We start from the raw sequence: 22,292 nt of genomic DNA, 5'->3' as shown, positions 1-22,292 counted from the left end.
GGCGCAGGGTGTGGGTGTGGCCCCCGCAGATGGTCAGCGAACTGCGCCCGCTCGAAGCCGTGGCGGCCAGCTTGAGCTGCTGGCGAGCGACCGCGGTCAGCGATTTCTTGTCCATGGACTGCCTTTCGCCGGAGTATCGCTGAGTATGCCGGACGAGCCCATTCGGATCGGCTGTTTCGAGACGGTGTTCGCAGGAATTGCCGTACGCGGGATATCCGCGTTATCGGCGTTACCGCGTATAACGACGGAAGCGGTACCGCAGCCCGGTCTTCGACTCCCGCCAATCGGCCTGCTCGGCCCGCCAGCCCGGATCGATGGCAGGGGCCAGGGTGTCGCCGTCGACGTCCGCGTCGATCTCGGTGACCATCAGCTCGGTGGCGAAAGGCATTGCCGCCCGGTAGATCTCACCGCCGCCCGCGACCCACACCGACTTGTCGCCGGTCAGCGCCAGCGCCTCGGCCAGCGAGCCCGCCCGCTCCGCGCCCTCGCCGGACCAGTCGGCCTGCCGGGTCACGACGATATTGCGGCGGCCCTCCAACGGCCGGAACCGCGCCGGCAGCGAGTCCCAGGTCTTGCGGCCCATCACCACCGGGTGCCCCCAGGTGAGGTCCTTGAAATGCGCCATGTCCTCGGGCACGCGCCACGGAATCGTGTTGTCCCGCCCGATGATTCCCTTCGGCGTCTGCGCCCAGATCAGCCCGATCGTCCGGCTCATACGGCGACGGGCGCCTTGATCGCCGGATGATGCTGGTACTGCTGGATTTCCACGTCCTCGTATTCGTAGTCGAACAGGGAGGTGGTGGGCCGCAGGTGCAGCTTCGGGAACGGATAGGGCTCCCGGGTCAGCTGCTCGCGCACCTGCTCCACGTGATTGTCGTAGATGTGCACATCGCCGCCGGTCCAGATGAATTCGCCGGGCAGTAGCTCGGTCTGCTGCGCGACCATCTGGGTGAGCAGCGCGTAGCTCGCGATATTGAACGGCACGCCCAGGAACAGGTCCGCGCTGCGCTGATACAGCTGGCACGACAGCTTGCCGTCGGCCACGTAGAACTGGAAGAAGGCGTGGCAGGGGGCCAGCGCCATCCGGTCCAGGTCCGCGACGTTCCACGCCGAGACGATCATGCGACGCGAATCCGGATCGGTGCGCAGCGTCTGCAGCACCTGCGAGATCTGATCGATGTGGGTGCCGTCCGGGGTCGGCCAGGACCGCCACTGCACGCCGTAGACCGGGCCCAGTTCGCCATTGGCGTCGGCCCATTCGTCCCAGATGCTGACGCCGTGCTCCTGCAGCCACTTCACGTTCGAGTCGCCGCGCAGGAACCACAGCAACTCGTAGACGATCGACTTGAGGTGCACCTTCTTGGTGGTGATCAGCGGAAAACCCTGCGACAGGTCGTAGCGCAGTTGATGTCCGAAGATGCTGCGGGTGCCGGTACCGGTCCGATCCGCCTTGGGGGTGCCGGAATCCAGCACCAGTCGGAGCAGATCCTCGTACTGGGTATCTCGGTCGCTCTCCACGCCTGGCAAGCTTACGCACCGTGCAGAGACTGTTTGTGATCGGAATCGGGGCGGGGGACCCGGACCACGTGACCGTGCAGGCCATCAAGGCGATACGCCAGGTAAACGTGTTTTTTGTCATCGGCAAGGGTGACGCCAAACAGGAACTGGTGGACGTGCGCGCCACCATCCTCGCCGAGCACGCCGACCAGCCGCACACGATCGTGGAGATCACCGACCCGCCGCGCGATCGAACCGTCCCGGGCAGCCGTGCCGACGCCGCCTATCAGGGCGCGGTCACCGACTGGCACGAGGCGCGCGCCGAACTGCTGGAACGGGCCTTCGCCGAAACCGACGGCGTGGGCGGCATTCTCGTCTGGGGCGACCCGTCGCTCTACGACAGCACCCTGCGCATCGTCGAGCGGGTGCTCGACCGGGGGCGAATCAGCTTCGACTACACCGTGATTCCCGGCATCACCAGCGTCCAGGCCCTCGCCGCCGCGCATCGCATGGTGCTGCACGAGATCGGCGAGCCGCTGCATATCACCACCGGGCGCAGACTCCGCGAGGAGGGTCCGGCCGCCGGACAGTCCACGCTGGTGATGCTCGACGCCGACTGCTCCTTCACCCAGGTCCCCGGCGACGACCTGCACATCTGGTGGGGCGCCTACCTCGGCATGCCCGACGAGGTCGTCATCGAAGGCCCGCTGCGCGCGGTCGAGGCGGACATCACCCGCCGCCGCGCCGCATTGCGCGAGGCCAAGGGCTGGATCATGGACATCTACCTGCTGCGACACGACCGCTGATCCGAAGCCTGTCCGAGACAGTCGTGCATTTTCACAAACGAGGTGCCGCCGGGTTCGGGATAACGCCAATTGCGCTGGGGTTTCCCTTCCTGTGAGCTGAGTCATGTCCGGTTTTCCTTGTGAACCGGCACATCCTCGGCAACGACGCTTCGGGAGTGACAGTGAAGAGATCCGCGCTAAGGCGGCTCACGGTGGTGGCCGTGTCGGCCTGCCTGACGGCGGCGGCCGTGGGCGTGGCGGCGGCCGATCCGGGCTTCCCGCCGACCTTTCCGCCCGATCAGAACCAGCTCCCGCAGCTGCCGACCGAACCGCAGATCTACGACCTGCTGCCGATCCCGAGCCCCGATCAGGATCCCTGGTACGACGATCCGGCAGATATCGCCGACTACGCGCCGGGGCAGATCGTGCGCAGCCGCGAGGTGCAGACCCGGCTGATCGGGCTGCCGGTGCCGGTGTACACCAAGCAGTTGCTGTACCGCTCCAACGATGTCCACGACAATCCGATCGTCACCGCGACGACCGTGATCGTGCCCGGCATCCCGTGGTCGGGCAGCCCACGTCCGGTGGTCTCCTTCCAGGAGGCCATCGACTCCACCGACTCGGCGTGCAACCCCTCGCACACACTGCAAGTCGGGACCATGAAGGAATCGACGCTGGTCATGTATTGGCTGGCACAGGGTTTCGCCATCAACGTCCCCGACTTCGACGGGAAGTTCAACACCTTCAACACCTATGCCGAAGGCAAGATGGTGCTCGACAGCCTGCGTGCCATGAAGAACGATCCGGCGCTCGGGCTCACCGATTCCGGCATCGCGCTCTACGGCTACTCCGGCGGCGGCTCCGGCTCGATCCGGGCCGCGGAACTACGGCAGTCCTACGCGCCGGATGTGCGGCTGCTGGGCACCAGCTTCGGCGGCGCGCCCGCCAACCTGCTCGGCGAAGCCGAATACGCCACCAAGGCCGAACCGGGATTGACCGGCATCAGCAACTTCACCATGTGGCTCGGATTCGCCAGTCTGGCACGCGAATACCCGGATGTGTTCAAGCCGGAGGACCTGCTCACCGAGGAAGGCCAGGGGCTGCTGAAGGACTTCGGGAGCCGGTGCTACGCCACCATCGCCGCGCAGGGCGCGTACCGGCCGATCAGTGCGTACTACCAGCCCGGGAAGTCGCTGGAGAGTTCGCCGGAGATCGTGAAGGTGTTGCAGGACAACAGCCTCGGCCACTACATCCCCGACAGCCCGATTCTGTGGTGGCACGGCATGTGGGACGAGCTGATCCCGCCGGAGGTGGTGCTGCCCACCGTCAACTCCTACTGGGACCGCGGCGCGGACCTGCGCTTCTACACCGTGCCCGTGCCCGAGCACGTCACCAATGCCGTCACCGGCTGGATTCCGGCCGTGGCGTGGATCAGCGCGGTGCTGCGCGGCCTGCCGCCCGGCCCGACCTTCAACGCCCAGTTCACCCCGCTGCCACCGGGTTTCCCGGGTAGCTGAGGTCGGTGGCCGAGCCGCCCGTGGTCCAACCGCGGGCGGCTCTGGCGTGCTCGATGTCGTTGATGTGCTCCTCGGCCCATACCCGCAGGGCGGCAATGGGTTCGGCGAGGCTGCGGCCGAGCGCGGTGAGCTCGTAGTCCACGCGCGGCGGAATCGTGGGATGGACCGTGCGGGTGAGGAATCCGTCGGCCTCCAGACCGCGCAGGGTCTGCGTCAGCATCTTCTGCGAGACCCCTTCGATGCGGCGCGCCAGATCGGTGTAGCGCAGGACGCCGTCCTGCATGAGCGAATCGATCACCAGCACAGTCCATTTGCTCGCGATGTGGCCGATGACCTGGCGGGTGGGACATTTGGCGGAGTAGACATCCGCGGGCAGACCCGAGGATTCGACGATGTTCACCTTTTGGAGAGTAGCGCACTATTTAGTGCTGTCTTCCGAAAAGAGTGTCACTCTCCAATAGTTAGTGACATGACGAACCTGAGCGTCGCCGACGCGATCCGCACCCGCCGCACCACCCGCCACTACCGCCCCGACCCGGTCCCCGCCGAGACCCTGGAGACCCTGCTCGAGCTGGCCATGGAAGCCCCGTCGAGCTGGAATCTGCAGGACCGATCGCTGGTCGTGGTCACCGACCCGGCCGGACGCGAGGGCCTCACCTGGGCCACCGGCGGCCAGCCGCAACCGCAGGAGGCCCCCGTCCTACTGGTCTTCGTCGCCGAACCGCATGCCTGGCGCGCCGACCGCACCGACATCTTCGACCTGGCCCGCCGCAATCACGCCTGGACCGAGGAATTCATCGCGGGCTTCGGCGCCGCGTCCACGGAATTCCAGCAGGGCCTGGCCGAACGAGACCTGCTGCGCGAGTACGCGGTCAAGGACGCCATGATCGCCGCGACCTATCTCATGCTGGCCGCCACCGAACTCGGCCTGGCCACCTCCCCGATGAACGGCTGGGACGAAGCCAAGGTCAAGAAGGTGATCGGCATCGAAGACCGCGACGACCTCGCCATCGCCCTGCTCGTCTCGGTCGGCTACCCCGCCGAATCGCGTCGTCACCCGGGCCGCCGCCCGCTCGCCGAGACGGTGTTCCACGGCGCGTACACCAAACCCCGGGTGGAAGACCTCCGCTGACTCGCCACCGTTCGTGGTGCGACAGTGTCGGTCCTGGTCGGTAGGCTGCGGGTTGTGCCCGAACTTCCGGAAATCGTGGCGCTCGAGCAGTTCCTGGCCGAGCATGCGGTGGGTGCGGTCGTGGGGCGGGTCGATGTGGCGGCGCTGAGCGTGCTGAAAACCTTCGATCCGCCGGCGACCGCGCTACAGGGGCGGGATGTGACCGGGGTGGGGCACTGGGGCAAGCATCTCGGGATGGATTGCGACGGGCTGTGGTTGATCACGCACCTGTCGCGCGGCGGCTGGCTGCGGTGGATCGACGAGCCGGGGGCCGCACCGCCCAAGCCGGGCAAGGGGCCGCTGGCACTGCGGGTGCACTTCTTCACGCCCGAAGGTGCCACGCCCGCCTTCGATCTCACCGAAGCGGGCACCAAGAAGCGGCTGGCGGTGTGGGTCACCGCCGACCCGCTGTCGATTCCCAGCATCGCCCGGCTGGGGCCGGACGCGCTCGCGGTGAGCGAACCCGAATTCGGGGAGATTCTGGGGAGCACCTCGCAGCGGCTGAAGAACGCCCTCACCGATCAGACCCTGCTGGCCGGGATCGGCAACGCCTACTCCGACGAAATCCTGCACACCGCAAAGCTTTCCCCGTTCGCGAACTCCGGCAGCCTGGACGCTGTGCAGCTGGCCCGCCTCTACTCGGCCATGCGCGCCACCCTCTCCGACGCCGTGCAGCGGTCGGTGGGCCAGGACGCCGCCCGTCTCAAGGGCGAGAAGCGTTCCGGCTTCCAGGTGCACGCCCGCACCGGCCTGCCCTGCCCGGTGTGCGGCGACATCGTGCGCGAGGTCTCCTACGCCGACAAGTCCTTCCAGTACTGCGCGACCTGCCAGACCGGCGGCAAGATCCTCGCCGACCGCCGCATGTCCCGGCTGCTCAAATAGCGTCAGGTCAGGGCGGGAATGCGGACCCCTTGCCAGGCAAGGCGTTTGGCGCGCTCCGGATCGTCCTCCACGCGGGCCGGAGCGTCGATGATCATGGTGGCGCGCCGGTCCTCGGTATAGGCGGGCCAGTTGGGCAGCGGGCTGCCGGTGCGAGCGAACGACAGCCAGTTGTCCTGGAACTGATGTGAGACCGAGCGGAAGGCGCGATACCCGCCCGCCGCGGTCATGGCCCGGCCGACCACCGAGTCGACCGCGCCGAACACCGGGACCAGATCCAGCGCGTGGGTGGCCCCGAAACCCGCCAATTGGATTGCGCGCGGGGCGAAATCGTAGCGGTAGGCGTAGGTGGGCGCGTAGCGGCTGTGCGCCTCCATGACCCGCACCGAGGGCCGCCAGAAGGTGAAGTCGCCGCCCATGCGCACCGTCGCCTTCTTGCCCGGGAAGCCGGGATAGGCGGTGGTAACCCGGGATTCGACGGCGGAGTCGGCGAGCGTGTCGTGCAGCCGCTCGGGCGAGGTGGGCATGATCTGGCCCAGCTTGCTGAAGCCGGGGCTGTCGCCGCCCTCGCTGAGTGCCTGGTCCACGTGCCGCAGCAGCCAGCGCATGCGGTCGGGGGTGGTGGGCAGGGTGTCGTCGAAGCGGACGAACAGGGTCGCCTCGTCGCGATTGGTGCCGATGATGAGCGGCACTCGATGCGCGGTGCCCTCGGTGAACGCCGTGATGAGCGAGGTGGGCAGATAGTCGCCGTCCACGACGGGCGCGATCGGGAACAGGCCGGGCTGCTCGTGCATCACCGTGGACACGGCGCGGTCCACGCCGCGGCGAATATCGTTCGCGCCCAACGTGCGCAGGGCCTGGGCCGCGTTCTCCGGGGCGATCCCGAGTTCGCCGAGGCAGCGGCGGGCGAACAGGCGGGCTTCGACCTGCGTGGGAGCCCAGTCCGCGGGGGCGCTCTGGGCGATGCCGCGATGGAACAGTCCGGCCGCGGCGGGCGTGCACATCAGCGACAGCACCGCGTGCGCACCGGCGGATTCGCCGAAGATGGTGACATTGTTCGGATCACCGCCGAACGCGCCGATATTGCGCCGCACCCACTCCAGCGCCGCGACCTGATCGCGCAATCCGAGATTCGAGTCGAATGGGCTTTCGGGTGTGGAGAATTCGCCGAAATCGACGTAGCCGAACGCGCCGAGCCGGTAATTGACCGACACCACGATCACATCGCCACGCAAGGCCATCCGGCCGCCGGAGTACAGCCGCAGCGCCGAGGTGCCGATCATGTAGCCGCCGCCGTGGATGAACACCATGACCGGGCGCGGCGTGATCGAGGGCTCGTTGGGGGCGGTGACATTCAGCGTCAGGCAATCCTCGCCGGTCGGCTGCTGCTGTCGGGGTCCGATGCGCGCGCCGTCGCGGTGTTGCATTGCGGCGTAACCGAAATCGGTGGCGTCCCGCACCCCGCTCCAGGGCTGCACCGGCCGCGGCGCGCGGAAGCGGAATTCTCCGACCGGGGGTGCCGCGAAAGGAATGGACCGCCAGCGTGAAACGCGGCGGCCCCGGATGCCGCGGACCACTCCGTCCGCGGTTGTGATGTCTGTCGTTGCCACCATTGGAAAAGGGTAGACCGAACTCCCGGGAGCTCCCAGGGGCAAATTGCCCTGAACTCCCGAGCGGTCCGGATGGCTTGCTACTGGAGGTAGCCCTCGACCTGCCGGGCCGAATTGACCTCCGCCTCGTCGGGGTTGCGGCCCTGATCCAGGCGGGCGCGACGCTGCCGCAGCAGGTCCCAGCACTGGTCCAGCTGGACCTCGAGCTCGGCCAGCTGGCGTCGCTCCTCCTCGGGGCTCAGCTCGCCGCCGGTGGTCTGGGCGCGCAGCTCGTGCTCACGATCCACGAGTTCCTTGATCCGCGCGTGGATGTCCTTTTCGGTCATGCGCTCCACTCTACGACCCGCTCCAGCGCATCTCCGGCCAACCGGACGGCCGTCGGCAGGTCCGCCGCCGACAGGGCGGCGTAGCCGAGCGCCAGGCCGAAGGTGTGGCGGGGACCGAGGTGGTGGCGGGCCAGCGCGTCCAGGTACACCCCGGCCGCGTGGGCCGCGGCCACCGCGCGGTCCTCCTGCTCGGCCGAGGCGAGCGGCACGAAGACGTGCGATCCGGCGTCGTCGCCGCGCACCTCGAGGCCGCGACCGCGCAGCTCGTCCACCACGAGGGCCCGGCGGAGCGGCATGTCGCGGCGCAGGCGGCGCAGGTGGCGGGCCAGGTCGCCGTGCCGGGCCAGCTCGGCCACCACCTGCTGACCGGCCGGGGCGGGACTGGTGCCGGTCAGTTCCCGGTAGGCGAGCACGGCCTCGGCGACGGCCGGATCGGCGACCAGCCAGCCGATGCCGAGGGTGGGGGTGAGGATCTTGCTGGTGGTGCCCAGATGCACGACCGCGTCCGGGGCGAGGGTGGCCAGCAGCGGCAAGGGCGCGGTGTCGTAGCGCAATTCGCCGTCGTAGTCGTCCTCGATGACGAGAGCGCCGGTGCGGCGGGCGAATTCGACGAGGGCGACACGGCGCGCGGCGGGCATGCGTGCGCCGAGCGGAAACTGGTGCGCGGGCGTGCAATACACCATGCGGGCGTCCTCGGGCAGCAGATCCACCCGCAGCCCCTCGGCATCGACGGGCACCGGAACCGGCCGCATGCCCGCCGCCCGGAACGCACCGGCGGCCCGGCGATAGCCCGGATCCTCCATGGCCACCACCGCGCCGGGGCGCAGCAGCGCCGCCGCGAGTTCGCCCGCGGCCGAGCTGGTTCCGGCGGTGGCCAGCACCGCGCTGCCGCTGCCCGCGCCCAATCCGCGATGCCGCAGCAGATGCTCGGTGACCGCCTCCAGATACTCCGGCTCGCCACGACGGTCCTTGCGGATCAACGGCATTCGGTCCGAGGCGGCCCGCCAGGCCCGCCGCCACGCGGCCGCGTCGATGGCCTCGATGGATGGTGCGCCCGCCGCGAGGTCCAGCAGGCCCGCCAGCGGATCGACGCGTTCGGGTCCGGTGCTCGCGACGCCGCCCGGTGCGGGCGCGGCGGTCAGATACGTGCCCGAGCCGTGGCGGCCGTCGAGCCAGCCCTCGGCGTGCAACTGGTCGTAGGCGGCGGTGACGACCGTGCGGCTCACCCCGAGCCGGGTGGCCAGATCCCGCGAGGAGGGCAGCCGATCCCCGCCGCGCAGCGCGCCGGTGGTGGCGGCGAGCCGCAGCCCGGTCGCCACCTGGACGGCCAGGGGTGTGCCGCTGTCGCGGTCGACGGTGAACGGGAGGTCGTCGTCGACCAGGCGATTTCCCCGCAAGTGGCCTCCTGCTGTCGCGACGAACGGTCGCTCTTAGCATGCCACCCGGGTCTCAGTGCAGGACGGTGAGCTCGGAGTCGGTGGGCGTGCGATCGAGCGGGGTGTCGGCGCGGTCGCGCAGGAACTTGTCGAACAGGGCGGCGACGTAGCCGTGCACCAGGTTCGCGCCGCGGGCCGCCGCAATGGTGCCGATATCGCGGCGGTCGGCCGCGTGCGCGGCGTCGGGAATCAGCAGCGGCAGATCGGTGAAGTCGTAGTGGGCCGTATCCCGCAGGGACAGTTGCTTTTTCCAGCCGGTGCCGACACCGAAGAAGGCGTCCAGCGACGGCCGGGCATCGCCGACCTCCTCGATCTGCTGGCTGGTGAGCACCAGCACCGGCCGGTCCACGCCGTCGACGGCCGCGCGCCCGAGGTCCGCGTCGACGCCGAGCTGTCCGTCCAGGTCGACGGCAGCGGCGATGCGCCGGTCGTCGTGCAGCGCCTCGACCGCGGTGTAGCCGCCGGAGGAATGGCCGACCATGCCGATGTGCCCGAGGTCGAGGGCGTGATCGAGGCCCGCGGGCAGGGCGCGCTGTTCGGCGTCGGGATTGCTGCCGTGCGAGAGCTGGGTCAGCGAGTCCAGCACCAGACCGATATCGGGCAGCCGCGCGTCGATATACCGTTTCCGCAGTTCGGGCGTGAAACCTCCGGGCTGCGGCTCGAATCGGGCCAGGCGGCCGCCGGGGAACTCCACGGCCGGTCCGGTCTCGTAGGTGTGGTCGATGGTCACCACCACATAGCCGCGGCTGGCGAGATCCTCGGCCAGCCCGGTGCCCAGCAGCCGGGTGACGCCCGCGCCCGGCGAGTACAGGATGACCGGGTAACCCTCGCCCGCGGCCGGGGCGTCGGAATACGAATTCGTCAGCAGCCCCGGCAGTTCCACGCCGATCTGCTGCTCGAGTTCGGGTACCAGCTGGCTGGAGACGTAGTGGGCGCGCAGATAGTGCTCGACGTCGGTGGCCGGATAGAACACCGACACCATCAGCTCGCGCGGCCGCTCCGGATGGAACGGGTCGGGTCGCTGCTGGTCGACGAGGTGCAGGGTGGTGGTGCCCACCGGCAGTTGGCCGCTCGGCCGGGGTAGCACGGTGACGCCGATCGGTCCGGCGTGCGCGGTGGAGGTGGTCACGGTGAGCAAGGCGGCCGCGGTGGTGGCCGCGGCGATGAGTCGAGCGATCAACGATTTCCCCTGGAGGCCGAAGCTGCCCCGGATGCGAGTGCGTACAACACGAAACCCGTACCGGCGCTGGTGATTGCGTAGATCAGCATGTGCCGCACGCAATCGTAGAGGCTGATCTTCGCCACCGGATCGGTTCGGGCGATGAGACCGGCGAGTACCGCGACGGCCAGCAGCGACAGCAGCACCGGGACGCGTCGCGGGTCCGGCGCGGCGGTGGCGGCCCGCCGGTACCAGGCGACCAGATACCCCGCCAGCAGCAGCATTCCGCCGATCGAGGAGATGTAGCCGATGACGTTGTAGACCCGGTGCGGCCCGATCACGGACTCCCGCAGCACTTCCCAGTGCTGGACGGCCGCGCCGTCGGTGTGGGTGAAGGCATCCCAGGCCAGATGGGTGAGCGCCCCGGCGAGCAGGGCCAGACCGCCGCCGAGCGGGGTCGGCCGGGTCATGGTGATCGCCTTGCCGAGCAGGCCGGAGACGGGCCTCCGCAATGCCCAGGCGATGGCCACCCCGACCGCACCCAGCAGCATGTCCGCGGGCAGCCCGAGTAGTGAGTGCGTGAATTCGCCGTCGACGCCGACCGGTACGTAGTACGGCACGTCCGGTGCGATGCTGCCGGCCACCAGGCCCGGGAACCACAGCGTCCGCCGCAAGGGCAGGACGGCAGCCGGATGTGCGAGCGTGAACGGCACGATGGATCCCCCCGAAGTGGTCTGTACTTCTTGTGAAGAATTGGCTATTCAGGAATGCCATTTCCCCCTCGAAACTGGACTCATGAGTGAGACAGCTTCGACCCGGACCCCATTCTCTTCGAATCGGACCGCCCTGTCGCCCACCCCGCGCAGCAGCCTCACCCGGTCCAAGGAAAGGGGTCGCACCGACCGCGCCGAGCTGGACGCGATGCTCGACGCCGGTCTGATCTGCCACCTCGGGGTGATCCTGCACGGCACGCCGGTCGTCATCCCGACCATCTACGGCCGCGATGGCGACACCCTGTATCTGCACGGCTCCACCGGCGCCGGGAATCTGCGCGCCGCCATGACCGGCGACGTCTCGCTGACCGTCACCGAGGTGAACGGGATCGTGTATGCCCGTTCGGCCATGCACTTCTCGATGAACTACCGGTCCGCGGTGATCCACGGCCGCCCGGTCGAACTCACCGATCCCGACGAGCGCATGCATGCCCTGCGCGTCATCGTCGAACACGCCGCGCCCGGCGCGTGGGACGCCGTGCGCTCCCCGAACAAGAAGGAGATGGCCGCCACCCTGGTGCTGGCCCTCGACCTGACCGAAGCGTCGGTGAAGGTCCGCACCGGCGGCCCCCGCGACGACGCGGAAGACATCGCGGCGGGCGGTGTCTGGGCGGGTGTGCTGCCCATGCGTCAAGTCTTCGACGCCCCGATCACCTCCGACGACGTGGACGCGGGAATCGAAGTGCCGCAACACGTCCTGGCCCGGGTGACCGAGGCGGCGGTGTCCGTCTAGTTACCAGCTCCGGCCGCGCAGACCCAGTTCGGCCAGGGCCGACGTGGCCAGCGCCGTCAGCGCCGAGGGCGTGGGCACCGCCACCGGATCCAGGCTGATCAGCGACAACGTATAGGTGTCGGCGATACGGGTCAGATAGCCGGAGAGCCGGGTCCGGGGCAGCGCGTTCGCGCGCAGGCCGGGGTGGATGGCGCGCGCCGCGACCCCGGTGCACGCGTGCGGTCCCAGCGCGAGCAGGGATTCGGGCAGATTGCCGATATTCGAGCAGAGGATGTCGCGTTCGCCCGCGCCCTTGGCCAGCCGATACGCCCAGCGGTCGGGGATGACCTGCAACAGCTCCTCCGGGATGCCGCCCGGACTGGTCATGCGGTGCTCGTAGGCCGCGCGCGCCTGCCGCCGCAGGGTGGCCGGGGTGTCGGCGCGGGTGATGGCGACCTCGGTCATGGACATGTCGTTGTCCACGCGCGGTTCGTCGCGGGTGTCGACCGGGAGGCTGGCGGCAATGGTGGCGGCGGGAAAACCGCTGGCCCACAGCATGTTCGCGATGAGATACACGAACAGGCTGTTGGCGGTGCCGCCGTGCGAGACCGCGACGCGGTTCCAGTCGCGGGCCGAGATCTCCACCACGGCCGCGCAGGTGGCCGCCTCGGACCGGGTGCCGGGCAAGGCTTTTCGATCCGGTGCGGCGGTCGGGCGCGCGGGGATGCCGTGGCGTAGCGCGCGGGCGGTGCCGCCCAGGACAGTGGCCCACATGCGCCGCGCGTCGGACCAGTCGGAATTGCTCGCCACGGGCGCGGCGAGCGGCGTGCCCGCCAGCGCGTTGTCGATGGCGAGGGTCAGCGCCCGCCCGTCTGCGAGGGCGTGTGAGCAGGTGAGCGCCACCACGCAGCCGCCGTCGTCGACGCGCGCGGCGGACAGCCGCCAGCCGGGCCCCAGTTCGGGGTTCAGGTCGTGGCCCTGCCGGTCGGCCCAATCCAGGACCGACGCAACCGGGATCGGCTCGCGGACCAGCTCGAACGGGTAGGCCGACTCGTTGGTCTGCCAGCGCGGGCGGGCTCCCGGCACCCGGGGGCGCACCACCCGCCGCCCGAGCGGCCCGGTGCGCAGATCGCGGTGTACCCGCCACAGCAGGGCGGGGTGCACGGGTTCGGCGGTACGCCAGAGTCCCTGCAGGACGATCGGGGTTCCCATGCCCCGATGCGACCGCAGGAAGATCTCGTCCAGCACGCTCAGCCGATTCATCGAACGGCTAGCGTACCGATCGGTTGCATGTGATGCTGCCGGGCGTATTCGGGGCTATCACTCGGCGCTGATTTCCACGGCACTCACGCCCGGCTGCCGTGCCTGCCCGCGCCCGACGCGAATCGCGCCGCACCGTCCAGCGCCCCGTCCGTCAGCGCCTTCATCCCGTGCTTCAGCTCGTTGGCGATGGCCTCCGGCTCCTCCAGCCCGTTCTGCTCCAGCACCGACATGCGGTCCGACCGCAGGCAGGTCTGCGGCAGGGCGGCCAGTTCGAGCGCGAGTTCCTCGGCGGCGCGGCGGGATTCGCCGGTCGGCACCACGCGCGTGACGAGGCCGATCTGCAGCGCCTCCGGCGCGCCCACCGCGCGACCGGTGAGGATCAGGTCCATGGCCCGGCCCTCGCCGATGATGCGCGGCAGCCGCACCGTGCCGCCGTCGATGAGCGGAACACCCCAGCGGCGGCAGAACACGCCGAAGGTGCTGTCCTGCTCCGCGATTCGCAGATCGCACCAGAGCGCGAGTTCGATGCCGCCCGCGACGGCGTAACCGGAGACGGCGGCGATGACGGGCTTGGACAGTTTCATGCGGGTGGGGCCCATGGGGCCGTCGCCGTCCTCGGTGACCGCGTTGGAGCGTTCGGTGCCCAGGGCCTTGAGGTCGGCCCCCGCGCAGAACGTGCCGCCCTCGCCCCAGAGCACGGCGACCGCGGCGGTGGGGTCGGCGTCGAAGTCGCGGAAGGCGTCGGCCAGGGCTTTCGCGGTGGGTCCGTCGACCGCGTTGCGGGCCTCCGGCCGGTGCAGGATCACGGTGTAGACGGGGCCGTTGCGTTCCACTCGAACTGTCACGGGCGCGACGTTACGCCGTAAACCGGGGGTTGCGTCAAGAAATGAATCGGTGGTTCACTTCTTGCATGGCCTATCGCAGAACCCCCGCCGTCCAGGCGCGCCTGGACGCCCAGGCGGGTGTGATCGTGCGCTCCGCCATGACCGTGCTCTCCCGCGACGGCTTCGCGGGACTGTCCATGGCCGCGGTCGCCGCCGAGGCGGGCGTCGCCACCGGCACCGTCTACAAGAACTTCAGCGGCAAGGCCGAATTGGTGACCGCCGTCTTCCGCGAGGTGGTCACCCGCGAGGTCGAGGCGGTCGCCGACGCGGGAGCCCCGGGGGAGGGGCGCAGCGCCGCCGACCGGGTCACCGCGGCGGTCGAGACCTTCGCCGGGCGCGCCCTCAAGAACCCGAAACTGGCCTACGTGCTGCTGGCCGAACCGGTGGACGCCGCCGTCGACGCCGAACGCCTGCGCTTCCGCCGCGCCTTCGCCGAGACCTACGTCAACGCCATCGCCGACGGTGTCGCGAATGGTCAACTGCCGCCGCAGGATCCGCGCACCTCGGCCACCGCGCTGGTCGGCGCCATCGGCGAAGTGCTGGTCGGCCCGCTGTCGCAACAGCTGCAGAGCGAATCGGTGCTGCCGGAACTCGTCGCCTTCGCGCTGCGCGCGCTCGGTGTCCCACCCGAATCGCGCTGCGCACCCCACGAATAGGAGTCACTCCGCAATGCATACGCACGACGTCTTCAACCAGGTGCCGCCCATCGCCCCGTTCGACAACTCCCGCAATCCCGCGCTGATCGAGGGCCTGCACCGGGAGGGCGCGGGCTGGGCCGAGGCCGAGGTGCGGGAACTCGGGGCGCTCGGCGGCGGCGTGCAGGCGCAGGAGTGGGGGCGGCTGGCCAACGAGAACCCGCCGATCCTGCACACCCACGACCGCTACGGCAATCGCATCGACGAGGTGGAGTTCCATCCGTCCTGGCATCAGCTCATGGATGTCGCTGTGTCCCATGGCCTGCACGGCACGCCGTGGCGCGACGACCGGCCGGGCGCACACGTGGCGCGCGCCGCCAAGCTGGCCGCCTGGGGCGTGTCCGACGCCGGGCACATGTGCCCGATCTCGATGACCTACGCGGTGGTGCCCGCGCTGCGCCACAATCCGGAACTGGCCGAGAAGTACGAGCCGTTGCTGGCGTCGCGGGTCTACGACTTCGGCCTGCGCGAGCCCTCCACCAAGGCCGGTCTCATCGCGGGCATGTCCATGACCGAGAAGCAGGGCGGCTCGGACGTGCGCGCCAATACCACCACGGCCACACCGCTTTCCGACGGCACGTACCGCATCGTCGGCCACAAGTGGTTCACCTCCCACCCCATGGGCGACATGTTCCTCACCCTGGCCCAGGCCCCGGGCGGGCTGTCGTGTTTCATGTTGCCGCGCGTGCTGCCGGACGGCACCCGCAACGCGCTGCGCATCCAGCGCCTGAAGGACAAGCTCGGCAACAAGTCCAACGCCTCCTCGGAACTGGAGTACGAGAACGCCATCGGCTGGCTGGTCGGCCAGGAGGGCGCGGGTGTGAAGACCATTATCGAAATGGTCAATATGACCCGTCTGGACTGCGTGATCGGCTCGGCGACCGTCATGCGCACCGGCGCGGTCTTCGCCACCCATCACGCGCGCAATCGCATGGCGTTCGGCAAGTATCTGGTCGATCAGCCCGCCATGCGAAACGTCCTGGCGGACTTGGTGATCGAGGCCGATGCCGCGACCACGGTCATGATGCGACTCGCCGGGGCCACCGACCGCGCCGAGCACGATCCCGCCGAGGCGGCGCTGCGCCGCATCGCGCTGGCGGTCACCAAGTACTGGGTGTGCAAGCGCGCCCCCGCGCACGCGGCCGAGGCGCTGGAATGCTTCGGCGGCAACGGTTATGCCGAGGAGTCGGGCATGCCGCGGCTGTACCGCGAGGCTCCGCTCATGTCCATCTGGGAGGGCTCGGGCAATGTGGCGGCGCTGGACGCGTTGCGCGCCATGGCCCGTCAGCCCGAGACCGTCGAGGCGTTCCTGGGCGAGGTCAACCTGTCCCGTGGCTCGAACCGCCACCTGGATACGGCCATCGATCGAATCGGCAAGGAGCTCACCGATTTCGCCGACATCGAGTATCGCGCCCGCCGTGTGGTGGAGTTGATGGCGTTGGTCCTGCAGGGCGCTCAGCTGGTGCGCCACGGCCATCCGGCCGTCGCGGATGCCTTCTGCGCCACCCGTTTCGGCGGCGACTGGGGCATCGCCTTCGGCACGCTGCCGACGGGTGTGGACGCCGAGGCCATCATCGAGCGCGCCTACGTCAACTGAGGTCGAGGCCCCGGGCCGCGAGCGCCTCCCGCAGGACGCGGATGGCCTTGGGGCCCATGCCGTGCAGGGCCAGCAGCTCGCGCTCGGCGACTCCCGCCAGTTGTTCCACGCCGGTGTATCCGGCGGCGGTCAGGGCGCGGGTCGCCGGTGCGCCGATGCCGCGTGGCCAGGTCGAATCGGTCATGGGCCGAGCCTAGATCGACTCCGCGGGACGCGCGGGAGGTGGCACGCCCTTGTAGAACGTGTTCTACTTTTGCCATGACTAAGGGACCTTTGGCGGGGGTGCGGATCGTCGAGCTGGCGAGCATCGGGCCCGGACCGCACGCGGGGATGATGCTGGCCGATCTGGGCGCGGACGTGGTGCGGGTGCAGCGGCCCGGGGACGGGTCGGCGGCCGGGCCGATGCGGGCGCAGCTGCGCGGGCGGACCATCGTGCAGGCCGACTTCAAGAATCCGGACGACATCGCGGCGGTGCGCGCGCTCATCGACAAGGCCGACGTGGTGTTCGAGGGCTACCGGCCGGGTGTGGTGGAGCGGCTCGGGCTCGGACCGGAGGAAGCGCTGCGACACAATCCGCGCCTGATCTACGGCCGCATGACCGGGTGGGGTCAGGACGGGCCGCGCGCCGACCGGGCCGGGCACGACATCAACTACATCGGCCTCACCGGCGCGCTGAACGCGATCGGGCGCAAGGGCGAACGGCCGGTGCCGCCGGTCAATATGCTCGGCGACTACGGCGGCGGTTCGGTATTCCTGGTGCTCGGCATCATTACCGCGTTGTTCGAACGGGAGCGCTCCGGGCAGGGGCAGGTGGTGGACGCGGCCATGGTGGACGGTGCGCTGACGCTGGCGCATTCGCTCTGGATCCTGCACCAGGGCGGCATGTGGTCCGACGAGCGCGGCGCCAACCTGCTCGACACCGGAATGGCCTGGTACGACACGTATTCCACCGCCGACGGCAAGCACCTGGCGGTCGGCGCGTTCGAGCCGCAGTTCTACGCGGAACTGCTGCGCGTGCTCGAACTCGACCCGAAATCGCTGCCGCACCAGATGGATCCGGCCGGGCAGGACGTGCTGCGCAAGGTCTTCACCGAGACGTTCGCGAGCAAGACCCAGGACGAATGGGCTGCCCTCTTCGACGGTGTCGACGCCTGCGTCACCCCCATTCGCACCTGGACCGAGGCCGCGCAGGACGAACACCTGCGCGCCCGCGGCTCCCTCGTCGAGGTCGACGGGATGCTGCAACCCGCCCCCGCGCCTCGCTTTTCGCGCACCCAACCGCCGACGCCGCAGGCGGCGCCGACGGGATTCACCGCCATTGGTGAAATCTGGGTGTAGCGATCTGCTCGGCTAGGCCGTGCCGCCGTTGACGCGAATGTTCTGTGCCGTCACCCAATTCGCGGCATCACTGGCGAGAAACGCGACGACGGCGGCGATTTCGCTGGGCTTGCCCAGCCGGTTGAAGGCGCTCATGGCTTCCAGTCCGGCCAGGAACTCCGCGCTCTTGCCGGTGCGGTAGGTCTCGGTCTCGGTGGCGCCGGGGCTGACCGCGTTCACCGTGATGCCGCGCGGCCCGAACTCCTTGGACAGGATGTGGGTGAACTGCTCCACCGCGCCCTTGGTCGAGTCGTAGACGGCGTAGCCGGGCAGCATGAGCGCGGTGGTGGAGCTGGAGATGGTGATGATCCGGCCGTTGTCGGCCATCTTGTCCCAGGCCAGCTGCATGCCGTGGAAGACGCCCTTGACGTTCACGGCGTAGCTCAGATCGAACTCCTCCGAGGTCACCTCCGCGAACGGCTTGGTGATCGCGACCGCCGCGTTGTTGACCAGAATGTCCCAGCTGCCCCAGGTTTCGAGCACCCGGGCGACCATGGCCGCGTACTCGTCGCGATCGCGCACGTCCGCGGCCACCGCCAGCGCTTGGCCGCCGTCCGCCTCGATCTTCGCGACCACTTCGTCGGCGAGTTCGGGGTGTGCGGATGATTGATCGCGACCCGGACACCCTGTGCGGCAAGCGTTTCCGCGATGGACCGGCCGATGCCGGTGGCGGCCCCCGTGATCAGGGCGGTCTTGGCGGACATCACTCGTACCAGTAGTCGAGCCAGATCTGCGCGCCCTCACCGAGATTGGCCTTGAAGCCGCCCTCGCCGCGCAGTCCGGTCAGATCGCCGGTGCCGGAGCCGGGGACCACGAACCATTCGCCGCTGACGATATTGTCCGCGACGCTGCCCTGATCCTGCAGCAGGAAGGTGCCGGACTTGCCGTCCACCGAGCCGGTAATGCGCTCGATGCCGACGAAACTCGCGGTGCCGTCGGGGCTGGAGGACTGCAGGAATTCCACCACGCCGTCACCCTCGATGCCGCCGGAGAAACTCTCCTCCACATGAATTCGGGTGAGCACCGGGCCCTGTTCGGGTTCGTCATAGGGGACCGGCTCGTACTTGTGCACCGTGATGGTGCCCTCGACGCGAATCTTCTCGGTCATCACATGCCTTCTGTCGTGCTGAAGCGCCCGATCGACGCCATCGCTATCTTCCTCCGGCAGTGGGGTTTTCGCGTTCCAGTGCGCCAAATCGCCGAAATCGGACATTATTGAGAAGGTGCGTTTATCGATCGCGGAATATTGATTATCGATCGAATGTTCCCTGGTGCCGGTGAGATCCGATGGCTATGGTCGAAGATCATGAACGCACGTACATTTCTCGGCGCGGCCGTGGCTTCGGTAGCGCTCATTCTCGCCGGAAACGGCGTCGCCTCAGCGGATATCGGACTGACCGAAGCGGACAACTCGCAATTCCTCGACGGTGACACGCTGTACTTCTCGGACTGGTTGGGCTCTTCCAACTGCGCAATCCACGCCGACGGCACCGTTGGCTGCGACCTCGGCCCCGGCCAGTCACTGTGGGGGATCATCCCGATCAGCGATGTCGTCATCGACAACTCCATCCTGCCCGCGCACCCGACCTTCGGCCTCGGCGGCCAGCACGGCCGCCCCGGCAGCCGCTGGATCACCGACGTGCCCCGCGACGCGAACGTCTACCAGGGCACCCGCATCGACTACGCGGGCGTCACCTGCATCGGCGGGCTCCCGCGCGGCGGCCTGAACTGCACCTCGAAGGGGCACAAGTTCACGCTGGGACAGTCCGTCACCATCTCCTGATCACCCCGACGCGACACCGCTGGACCGCGACACCCGGCTGCGACGAAGGCCACGCTTCCGGCCGCGGCCCAGCGGTAATAGCGTCGAATCATGCCTCGTACAACGACGTACACCCAGTGGATCGCCCTCGAACCACGGCAGCTGTGGACTGTGCTCGGGGATCCCGCCCGGTGGCCGCAGTGGAATCCGGCCGTCACGGCACTGACCCTGCACGCCGCGCCCGCCGCCGGGACCACCGGCGACTACCTGCCGCGCGGCCGCGTCAACGAGGCCGTGCACGGACGGCTGGCGAAACCTTTCGTCGTCTCGACCTTCGTGCCCGAGCGCGAACTCACCCTCGAACAGCCCGAACCCGCGGGGACCATGCGGATGCGCTGGGTGCTCACCCCGCGTGACGGCGGCACCCTGCTCACCCAGCAACTCACCTTCAGCGGCCCCTCGGGCACGCTCATGCGCAAGGTCGTCGGCGATCTGCTCGAGACCGACACCCACACCTGCTTCGCGCGCCTGGCGCAGCTGGCGGGGCTCCAGCCCGCCGCCGACGCGCAGACCGTCGTGATCGCGGGCGGCACCGGCGCATTGGGTCGCACCCTCGCCGCCGACCTCACCTGCCGTGGGCAGCGCGTCGTCATCCTGACCCGTCGCACCGTGCCGGAACTGCCCTACCCGCAATACGAATGGGACGGCCGCACCGTCGGAACCTGGGTCGATGCCCTGCGCCACCCCGGCCGGACCGCGGTCGTCAATCTCGCGGGCAAGCTCGTCGACTGCCGCCCCACCGCGCGCAATGTGGCCGAATTGCGCCGCAGCCGAGTCGATTCCACGCGGGCGCTGGTGGAGGCGTCCAAGACCCTGGATCGGCCCATCGAGCACTGGATCCAGGCCAGCACCACCGCCATCTGGGCCGACGCGGGCGAAATCCGCTGCACCGAAGCCACTCCGCTGCCCGATCCGGGCCTGCCGCAGATGACCGGGGTGGCACAGCCCTGGGAGGAGGCGTTCGACGGCGCCAATGCCACACACTGGACCATCCTGCGCACCTCGATCGTCCTCGACCCGGACGCGCCCGCAATGAAACGCCTGGTGGCGTTGACCAAGGCCGGGCTCGGCGGCAGCGTCGGCAATGGCAGGCAGTGGTTCAGCTGGATCCACCTCGAGGACTGGCTGGCCATCGTGCGAGCCGGGCTCGGACTCGATCCCCATGTCGCACTCCCGAACGGCGTGCTCGTCGCGGCCACCGACTTCCCGGTGCGCAACAAGGAACTCATGGCCACCCTGCGTCGGCAGCTGCGGCGCCCCTGGTCGCCACCCACCCCCGCGCCCGCGCTGACCATCGGCGCGGTCCTGCTACGAACCGATCCAGCACTCGGACTCACCGGTCGTCACGCCACCTCCGAGGTGCTGCGCCACAATGGGTTCCGCTTCCGGTATCCGACGCTGGACGAGGCGATCTCGGACCTGCTGCCACGCTGACCTGCGGCGGAATCCTCGACGGTGTGATCTACGACATCTTGTCGTAGAAAGGTGTCACGTTCGGCGGGGCTGCGGCGTCTGGTCTGTATGACAACCACCGCGAACCGCGCCGATGCCGCCGACCAGCGGTATCACCTGGCCGCGGGCCTGAAACGCTCCATCAACAAGGTGTTCCCGACGCACTGGTCGTTCCTGCTCGGGGAGATCGCGCTCTACACCTTCATCATCCTGCTGCTGTCCGGGATCTACCTGACCTTGTACTTCGAGCCGTCGATGACCGAGGTCACCTACAACGGCAGCTACCAGCCCCTGCGCGGTGTGCAGACCCTTGCCCAGCCGCCACTGCGCGAACACCTCCTGCTTGGATTTGACCGGCACCTCGGCGGTTTCGATCGCCAGCTGGTATCGCAGCCACAGATAGGCGGTGTGCAGGCTGCGCGTCATCTCCCCGAACAGCAGTTGATGCACCGGCGACGACGCGATCGGTTCTCCCGTGTCGGCGAAGCGTTTCGTCGTGGTGGCGGTGAGGATTTCGTCGTACACCCGCTGGGCGCACCCGGTGTAGACCGCGGCGATGGCGAGCTGGTTGCCGACGAAGCTGCCCCGGCTCATGGTCAGCATCCTGGTGAAAGCGCCCGGCACGCCGAGGGCTTCGTCGTCGGGAACGAACACGTCCGCGAGCCGGATGCCGTTGTTGGCGGTGGCCCGCATGCCCAGGCCGTCCCACGGTGCCCGGGTACTCACCCCCACCGCGTCGCGCGAGACGAAGAAGGTGGCCAGCCCCTCGGCGGTCTCGTGCCCCTCGAGCCTGGCGGAGGTCAGATAGTAGTCGGCGACCCCGGTCGCGCAGCCGAAAGACTTCTCGCCGTTGAGAATCCAGCCGCCGTCGACCTTGCGGGCGGTGGTGGCGATGGTGATGTTGGCCGCGGAGGTCTTCACCGCTTCGGAGGCGAAATTGGCCAGCCACACCCCCTCACCCATGCGGGTGAGCACCTTCTCGGCGAAAGCCCGCACCACCGGAATCTCGGCGTCGTCGAACAATCCGGCGTCGATGGCCTCGAGCGGCAGCAGCCCGCGCGAGGCGCTGGTGTTGTGGAAGAAGTAGGCCAGCGCGGTGGACGGGCATGCGGTGCCCATGGCGTAGGTGGCGGCGGCCAGATCGCGCAGCGTGCCGCCCAGGCCGCCGAACTTCTCCGGCACCACCAGGCCCAGCAGCCCGGCGTCACGCAGCAGCGCGACATGCCCGGCGGGGAAGGTGGCCATCGACGTCCTGGGCACACCGGAAACCTACAACCACTACCCGACCGGATGGGCGGCAGCCTTTTCCACGCCGTTCCAGATGTTCAAACGCTACG

22 protein-coding genes and 5 pseudogenes are annotated in these 22,292 nt (G+C 69.1%); 11 read left to right on the top strand and 16 right to left on the bottom strand.

What is annotated here, in order from left to right; translation table 11 throughout:
• From ACWELQ_RS08955 to ACWELQ_RS08945, 3 genes and pseudogenes are all read right to left on the bottom strand, one after another.
• Positions 1 to 115 (bottom strand): annotated as a pseudogene (locus ACWELQ_RS08955) (LuxR family transcriptional regulator); the annotation flags it as partial.
• A 114-nt stretch (positions 116 to 229) separates the two neighbouring features.
• The gene (locus tag ACWELQ_RS08950) at positions 230 to 715 is read right to left on the bottom strand and encodes a dihydrofolate reductase (RefSeq protein WP_452396468.1); all 486 of its coding nucleotides are present in this window, start codon (positions 713 to 715) and stop codon (positions 230 to 232) included.
• On the bottom strand, positions 712 to 1,518 hold the full coding sequence (locus tag ACWELQ_RS08945; RefSeq protein WP_452396467.1) for a thymidylate synthase: 807 nt from the start codon (positions 1,516 to 1,518) through the stop codon (positions 712 to 714). The genes ACWELQ_RS08950 and ACWELQ_RS08945 overlap by 4 nt, the downstream gene beginning before the upstream one ends.
• A 20-nt stretch (positions 1,519 to 1,538) precedes the next feature.
• Between ACWELQ_RS08945 and cobF the strand changes: the two genes are divergently transcribed.
• A complete protein-coding gene (gene cobF / locus ACWELQ_RS08940; RefSeq protein WP_452396466.1) occupies positions 1,539 to 2,303 on the top strand; it encodes a precorrin-6A synthase (deacetylating) in 765 nt (254 codons plus the stop codon).
• A gap of 161 nt (positions 2,304 to 2,464) precedes the next feature.
• A complete protein-coding gene (locus ACWELQ_RS08935; RefSeq protein ID WP_452396469.1) occupies positions 2,465 to 3,799 on the top strand; it encodes a lipase family protein in 1,335 nt (444 codons plus the stop codon).
• Here the strand turns inward: ACWELQ_RS08935 and ACWELQ_RS08930 are convergent.
• Positions 3,765 to 4,199 carry a winged helix-turn-helix transcriptional regulator gene (locus tag ACWELQ_RS08930; RefSeq protein WP_452396465.1) on the bottom strand — a complete coding sequence of 145 codons (435 nt, stop codon included), beginning with the start codon at positions 4,197 to 4,199 and terminating at the stop codon, positions 3,765 to 3,767. The two genes, ACWELQ_RS08935 and ACWELQ_RS08930, sit on opposite strands and share 35 nt — an antisense overlap.
• A gap of 69 nt (positions 4,200 to 4,268) precedes the next feature.
• Here ACWELQ_RS08930 and ACWELQ_RS08925 point away from each other — a divergent pair, with 69 nt between their 5' ends.
• Complete coding sequence (locus ACWELQ_RS08925; protein WP_452396464.1) at positions 4,269 to 4,931, top strand: nitroreductase family protein; 663 nt, start codon at positions 4,269 to 4,271, stop codon at positions 4,929 to 4,931.
• 54 nt (positions 4,932 to 4,985) lie between these two features.
• Positions 4,986 to 5,852 (top strand): Fpg/Nei family DNA glycosylase, encoded by an 867-nt coding sequence (locus ACWELQ_RS08920; protein WP_452396463.1) that lies wholly within the window; start codon positions 4,986 to 4,988, stop codon positions 5,850 to 5,852.
• A gap of 2 nt (positions 5,853 to 5,854) precedes the next feature.
• Here the strand turns inward: ACWELQ_RS08920 and ACWELQ_RS08915 are convergent, their stop codons facing one another.
• The 5 genes from ACWELQ_RS08915 to ACWELQ_RS08895 all read right to left on the bottom strand — a co-directional run bounded on the left by ACWELQ_RS08915 (position 5,855) and on the right by ACWELQ_RS08895 (position 11,093).
• Positions 5,855 to 7,462, bottom strand: coding sequence for a carboxylesterase/lipase family protein (locus ACWELQ_RS08915; protein WP_452396462.1), 1,608 nt, complete (start codon positions 7,460 to 7,462; stop codon positions 5,855 to 5,857).
• A 77-nt stretch (positions 7,463 to 7,539) separates the two neighbouring features.
• On the bottom strand, positions 7,540 to 7,785 hold the full coding sequence (locus tag ACWELQ_RS08910) for a DUF2630 family protein (protein WP_452396461.1): 246 nt from the start codon (positions 7,783 to 7,785) through the stop codon (positions 7,540 to 7,542).
• On the bottom strand, positions 7,782 to 9,182 hold the full coding sequence (gene pdxR / locus ACWELQ_RS08905; RefSeq protein ID WP_452396460.1) for a MocR-like pyridoxine biosynthesis transcription factor PdxR: 1,401 nt from the start codon (positions 9,180 to 9,182) through the stop codon (positions 7,782 to 7,784). The genes ACWELQ_RS08910 and pdxR overlap by 4 nt, the downstream gene beginning before the upstream one ends.
• 52 nt (positions 9,183 to 9,234) lie before the next feature.
• Positions 9,235 to 10,401, bottom strand: a complete 1,167-nt coding sequence (locus ACWELQ_RS08900; RefSeq protein WP_452396459.1) for an alpha/beta hydrolase family protein — start codon at positions 10,399 to 10,401, stop codon at positions 9,235 to 9,237.
• Positions 10,398 to 11,093 carry a DUF4184 family protein gene (locus ACWELQ_RS08895; protein WP_452396458.1) on the bottom strand — a complete coding sequence of 232 codons (696 nt, stop codon included), beginning with the start codon at positions 11,091 to 11,093 and terminating at the stop codon, positions 10,398 to 10,400. Before ACWELQ_RS08895 ends, ACWELQ_RS08900 begins: the two co-directional genes overlap by 4 nt.
• Before the next feature lie 82 nt (positions 11,094 to 11,175).
• Here ACWELQ_RS08895 and ACWELQ_RS08890 point away from each other — a divergent pair, with 82 nt between their 5' ends.
• A complete protein-coding gene (locus ACWELQ_RS08890) occupies positions 11,176 to 11,886 on the top strand; it encodes a pyridoxamine 5'-phosphate oxidase family protein (RefSeq protein ID WP_452396457.1) in 711 nt (236 codons plus the stop codon).
• On the opposite strand, the gene ACWELQ_RS08885 is transcribed toward ACWELQ_RS08890, so the two are convergent.
• Together ACWELQ_RS08885 and ACWELQ_RS08880 are read right to left on the bottom strand one after the other, a co-directional pair.
• Positions 11,887 to 13,128, bottom strand: coding sequence for a hypothetical protein (locus tag ACWELQ_RS08885; RefSeq protein ID WP_452396456.1), 1,242 nt, complete (start codon positions 13,126 to 13,128; stop codon positions 11,887 to 11,889).
• Between the two features lie 83 nt (positions 13,129 to 13,211).
• Complete coding sequence (locus ACWELQ_RS08880) at positions 13,212 to 13,973, bottom strand: crotonase/enoyl-CoA hydratase family protein (RefSeq protein ID WP_452396455.1); 762 nt, start codon at positions 13,971 to 13,973, stop codon at positions 13,212 to 13,214.
• Positions 13,974 to 14,038: 65 nt separating this feature from the next.
• Between ACWELQ_RS08880 and ACWELQ_RS08875 the strand changes: the two genes are divergently transcribed.
• Complete coding sequence (locus tag ACWELQ_RS08875; RefSeq protein WP_452396454.1) at positions 14,039 to 14,668, top strand: TetR/AcrR family transcriptional regulator; 630 nt, start codon at positions 14,039 to 14,041, stop codon at positions 14,666 to 14,668.
• Between the two features lie 13 nt (positions 14,669 to 14,681).
• Positions 14,682 to 16,304, top strand: a complete 1,623-nt coding sequence (locus tag ACWELQ_RS08870) for an acyl-CoA dehydrogenase family protein (RefSeq protein ID WP_452396453.1) — start codon at positions 14,682 to 14,684, stop codon at positions 16,302 to 16,304.
• On the opposite strand, the gene ACWELQ_RS08865 is transcribed toward ACWELQ_RS08870, so the two are convergent.
• Positions 16,297 to 16,488 (bottom strand): DNA-binding protein, encoded by a 192-nt coding sequence (locus tag ACWELQ_RS08865; protein WP_452396452.1) that lies wholly within the window; start codon positions 16,486 to 16,488, stop codon positions 16,297 to 16,299. The genes ACWELQ_RS08870 and ACWELQ_RS08865 overlap by 8 nt on opposite strands.
• Positions 16,489 to 16,562: 74 nt before the next feature.
• Here ACWELQ_RS08865 and ACWELQ_RS08860 point away from each other — a divergent pair, with 74 nt between their 5' ends.
• A complete protein-coding gene (locus tag ACWELQ_RS08860; protein ID WP_452396451.1) occupies positions 16,563 to 17,642 on the top strand; it encodes a CaiB/BaiF CoA transferase family protein in 1,080 nt (359 codons plus the stop codon).
• Between the two features lie 12 nt (positions 17,643 to 17,654).
• Here ACWELQ_RS08860 and ACWELQ_RS08855 read toward each other — a convergent pair.
• The 3 genes and pseudogenes from ACWELQ_RS08855 to ACWELQ_RS08845 all read right to left on the bottom strand — a co-directional run.
• Positions 17,655 to 18,269, bottom strand: a pseudogene (locus ACWELQ_RS08855) (SDR family oxidoreductase); the annotation flags it as partial.
• A 26-nt stretch (positions 18,270 to 18,295) separates the two neighbouring features.
• Positions 18,296 to 18,385, bottom strand: a pseudogene (locus tag ACWELQ_RS08850) (SDR family NAD(P)-dependent oxidoreductase); the annotation flags it as partial.
• Positions 18,385 to 18,789: a DUF3224 domain-containing protein gene (locus tag ACWELQ_RS08845; protein ID WP_452396450.1), complete on the bottom strand. Its 405-nt coding sequence runs from the start codon at positions 18,787 to 18,789 to the stop codon at positions 18,385 to 18,387. The gene ACWELQ_RS08845 and the pseudogene ACWELQ_RS08850, both read right to left, overlap by 1 nt.
• 198 nt (positions 18,790 to 18,987) lie before the next feature.
• On the opposite strand from ACWELQ_RS08845, the gene ACWELQ_RS08840 reads away from it, so the two are divergent.
• The 3 genes and pseudogenes from ACWELQ_RS08840 to ACWELQ_RS08830 all read left to right on the top strand — a co-directional run.
• Positions 18,988 to 19,464 (top strand): hypothetical protein, encoded by a 477-nt coding sequence (locus ACWELQ_RS08840; RefSeq protein WP_452396449.1) that lies wholly within the window; start codon positions 18,988 to 18,990, stop codon positions 19,462 to 19,464.
• 90 nt (positions 19,465 to 19,554) lie between these two features.
• Entirely contained in the window at positions 19,555 to 20,937 is a 1,383-nt protein-coding gene (locus tag ACWELQ_RS08835; RefSeq protein ID WP_452396448.1) for a DUF1731 domain-containing protein, read from the top strand.
• An 87-nt stretch (positions 20,938 to 21,024) separates the two neighbouring features.
• Positions 21,025 to 21,261 (top strand): annotated as a pseudogene (locus ACWELQ_RS08830) (cytochrome b); the annotation flags it as partial.
• 117 nt (positions 21,262 to 21,378) lie between these two features.
• On the opposite strand, the pseudogene ACWELQ_RS08825 reads toward ACWELQ_RS08830, so the two are convergent.
• Positions 21,379 to 22,200 (bottom strand): annotated as a pseudogene (locus tag ACWELQ_RS08825) (acyl-CoA dehydrogenase family protein); the annotation flags it as partial.
• Positions 22,201 to 22,292: the final 92 nt, after the last annotated feature.

The sequence above is a fragment of the Nocardia sp. NPDC004722 genome, from assembly GCF_053601505.1.
Note: the sequence above shows the minus strand (reverse complement) of the source record. Positions and strands in the feature narration are given on the sequence as shown.